Raw genomic sequence first — 606 nt, 5'->3', positions numbered from 1 at the left:
TCTAAGGACAACGTTGAGGTCACCGTCACGGTCACTGAAAAGGATGACCAGGGTGGCGATCAGCCGGGCCGCCCGTCCGGTTCTCTGGATGATCCGAGCAAGATCGGCGCTATCATCGGTGGCACGATTGTTGGCTCCGGTCTGATTGGTGCTCTGCTGGGTAACCACGGTGATGGTGCTGGTTCCTCTGCTCCGGGTAAGCCGGGTGCTGAGAAGCCGGGCAAGCCGGGCGAGTCCAAGCCGGGTGCTGAGAAGCCGGGCAAGCCGGGCGAGTCCAAGCCGGGTACTGAGAAGCCGGGCAAGGGTCATGCTGGTGAGCAGGCTGGCAACCAGGGTGCAGGTAAAGGCACTGCTGGTAACCAGGGTGGCAGCACTGGTGCTGCTTCCCAGAGCACCGAGGCTGGTTCCCGTGGTGGCAGCCTGGCTGTGACCGGTGTGTCCGGTCTGGCTATCACGCTGGGTGCGTCTGTGATCGCCCTGGCTCTGGGTGGTGCCCTGATGGCACTGCGCCGCCGCCAGAGCTAACCCCCACCGAGCTAACCCCACAGAGTTAGCTCCCAAAGCTAGCCCACCAGTGTGATGTCTAGCGACATTTTGGACACGGAG

Annotated in this window: 1 pseudogene; it reads left to right on the top strand. The window is 63.0% G+C overall.

Going from position 1 to position 606, the window contains the following annotated elements:
* Positions 1–525: pseudogene (locus HMPREF2678_RS10330) on the top strand (hypothetical protein); the annotation flags it as partial.
* Between the last annotated feature and the right edge of the window lie 81 nt (positions 526–606).

Source organism: Corynebacterium sp. HMSC058E07, from assembly GCF_001809885.1.
GTDB lineage: Bacteria > Actinomycetota > Actinomycetes > Mycobacteriales > Mycobacteriaceae > Corynebacterium > Corynebacterium macclintockiae.
The sequence above is the reverse complement of the archived record's forward strand: the minus strand, read 5'-3'. Positions and strand labels throughout refer to the sequence as shown.